Origin of the sequence: Arthrobacter sp. TB 26, from assembly GCF_000427315.1 — a bacterium.
Lineage (GTDB): Bacteria > Actinomycetota > Actinomycetes > Actinomycetales > Micrococcaceae > Arthrobacter.
The window spans coordinates 1-2,740 of sequence record NZ_AUPJ01000043.1; the positions used below are offsets into that span (position 1 = coordinate 1).

General features: G+C 66.5%; 4 protein-coding genes. 2 read left to right on the forward strand and 2 right to left on the reverse strand.

From position 1 onward, the window contains the following. A partial coding sequence (locus tag K789_RS0100730) for a serine hydrolase (protein WP_024365076.1) occupies positions 1 to 717 on the forward strand: 717 nt, incomplete at its 5' end. Between the two features lie 150 nt (positions 718 to 867). On the opposite strand, the gene K789_RS0100735 is transcribed toward K789_RS0100730, so the two are convergent. After that, on the reverse strand, positions 868 to 1,704 hold the full coding sequence (locus K789_RS0100735; RefSeq protein ID WP_024365077.1) for an alpha/beta fold hydrolase: 837 nt from the start codon (positions 1,702 to 1,704) through the stop codon (positions 868 to 870). 187 nt (positions 1,705 to 1,891) lie between these two features. On the opposite strand from K789_RS0100735, the gene K789_RS25555 reads away from it, so the two are divergent. Then, positions 1,892 to 2,059 carry a hypothetical protein gene (locus K789_RS25555; RefSeq protein ID WP_192815714.1) on the forward strand — a complete coding sequence of 56 codons (168 nt, stop codon included), beginning with the start codon at positions 1,892 to 1,894 and terminating at the stop codon, positions 2,057 to 2,059. 84 nt (positions 2,060 to 2,143) lie between these two features. Here the strand turns inward: K789_RS25555 and K789_RS0100745 are convergent. After that, positions 2,144 to 2,740: serine hydrolase (locus K789_RS0100745; protein ID WP_024365078.1), on the reverse strand; the 597-nt coding region annotated here is incomplete at its 5' end.

Genomic DNA, 2,740 nt, shown 5'->3' on the forward strand with positions numbered 1-2,740 from the left:
CCGGCCGCGGGGGCCATCGACGCGGAGCTGGACGCCAAAATCAACGGCATCATCGAGGCCAACAGTGACTACCAGATCGGCGTCGCCCTCCTCGACCTCTCGGAGGGAGCGGACGCAAGCCAGGCTGTCCACGAATACGGTGTCGACGCGGCTTTCGTCGCCGCGAGCACGGCCAAGGTCCTGGCAGCCGAGGCGTACTACCACCTGGTCGAAACCGGGGAGGCCTCGCTCGAGGATCCGCTGGGGGCCTACACCGCGCAGTTCCAGCTGCAGGCGATGATCCAGCAAAGCGACAACGACTCCTGGTCGCTGATCATGGACGCGGTGGGCCACGAGGAACTGACGGACTACGCCGCCTCGATGGGGGTGGACTACAGCCCCGAAAGCAACACACTCACCCCGGCGGACATGGCCCACATCCTGGCGGGTCTCTACTCCGGAACGCTGCTGGAACCTGCGGACACCGAACAGCTCCTGGCCTACATGCAGGACACCAACTACGAAACGCTCATCCCGGCCGCCGTCCCCGCCGGCATCACCGTCTCCCACAAATACGGACTGCTGGGCGGGGAACTGCACGACGCCGGAATCCTCACCCAGGGCGGCAAGGCCTATGCCCTGGTGGTCTACACCAAGGGTGATGGCCTCGGCAGCGTCCCGGAGCGGACCGAAGTCATCCACCAGGTGACCGAGGCCGTCACTGAGGCCTTGTTCTAGGGGACGGTGTCCGGCTTTCCTCAGCCGTCCGGGGGCACTTTGCCGGGGTCCGGCGTCGAAATGGACGACGCCGGCACGGCGTTTCGTGTCAAAGTGCCCCCGGACGGCCGGACGGCCGCGCGGCCCAGCCCCGGACGGCCGCGGGTGGCCCTACTTCGCCAGGAACCCCAGCAGCGACTCGTTGACCTCGGCGGCGTGCGTCCAGAGCATCCCGTGCGGGGCGCCCTCGATCTCCACGTACTCGGCACTGGGCAGGGCCTTGGCGAACCGCCGGCCCGTGACGTCAATGGGCAGGATGTTGTCCGCGGTGCCGTGGACGATCAGCGCGGGGACGTCGATCTTGGGGATGTCGCCACGGAAGTCGGTCAGCCAGGGGGGCTGCGCGGCTGCCGAGGCGGTGGGGCCGCCCGCGGTCGCGAGGTTCCAGCCGGCCCGCATGACTTCCTCGCTGAGTCGGGGTGTGCCGAGGAAGGTATCGCTGTTGTAGAAGTTCTTGAAGAACTCGGTGAAGAAGGCGTACCGGTCGGTGGTCACAGCCTCCAGCAGGCCGTCGAACACGGACTGCGGGACGCCGTCGGGGTTGTCGTCGGTCTGCAGCAGGTAGGGTTCCAGCGAGCCGAGGAACACGGCCTTCGCCACTCGGGCCGAGCCGTAGGTGCCGAGGTACCGGCCCACTTCGCCGGTTCCCATCGAGAAGCCCACCAGCACGGCGTCGTTCAGGTCCAGGGTGGTGAGCAGGGTGTCGAGGTCGGCCGCGAAGGTGTCGTAGTCGTAGCCGTCGGTGGGCTTGCTGGACTGGCCGAAGCCGCGGCGGTCGTAGGTGATGACGCGGTAGCCGGCGCCGAGCAGGGCCGTGGTCTGCTTCTCCCAGGACGATCCGTCCAGCGGATAGCCGTGGATCAGGACCACCGGCTGCCCGCTTCCGTGGTCTTCGTAGTAGAGCTCGATGTCTGTGCTGTTCTCGGTTCCAACCTTGATGTAAGCCATATCAGCAGTCCTCTCGGTACGGTTCGGAAGTCAGTGCGTGCGCGGCCCGGCGCCGGTGCCAAGGCGCTGGTGCCACTGTACGGAACCAACGCCGTCCGGCGGCAGGGTGTTCCCGGTCCGCCGCATTTGGCTCTCGATACCCCTGGGGGTATAGTAATGATTACGGACCTACCAAGAGGAGAACCAGATGTGCCGACAGGTTGCATGCAAGAAGTGCGGTAAGACCACCTGGGCTGGCTGCGGCCAGCACGTTGATCAGGTCATGCGGGGCGTCAAGAGCGCCGACCGCTGCAAGGGTCACGAGGGTGAAGTCAGCACCAAGACCGGCTTCTTCGCCAAGCTTTTCGGCCGCTAAACCCGGTTATCCAGGATCCAGAGCCCCTGCCGCACACAGTGCGGCGGGGGCTCTGCCCGTTAACCGGCCCCCAGTCAACCAGCCCTAGCCGAGCAGCGCCCGCACCACCACGTCGGTCAGCTCGTGGAACACGGCCAGGCGTTCCTCGCTCTCGAGGTCCTCACCCCACGTGTAGATGGTGAGCGCGTAGGAGCGCTCGCCGGACGTCAGGAGGGCCGCGTCGTGGACATAGCCCTCCACCTCGCCGTACTTGTGCTGCACCGTGATGTCCGGCCCGACGGCGGCGGGAATGAGCCGTTCGTTGTTGGTCTGCTGCATGTAGCCCAGCAGCTCCTGCGTGTGCTCGGCGTTCAGCAGCTTCCCGGTGGAGAGCTGCTTGAGCAGCCCCGCCATCTCGGCCGGGGTCAACAGGTTCTGTTCCGGGTCGTAGCTGATCCCGATCGACGCGGCGTACTCGATCAGCTTCGGGTAGCCGATGTCCTGCATCAGCAGCAGCCAGGAGTCATCGCTGCTCGTGTTGACCATCGCCTGCAGCTGGAACGCGGCGTCGTAGCTCCCCAGCGGCACGTCGAGGGACTTCTCACCGGTCTCCACCAGATGGTAGTAGGCGGCCGCCGTGATGATCTTGGCGGTGCTCGCGGCCACAAACTCGGACCCGTCGCCGTAGCTGCGCGGCTCCCC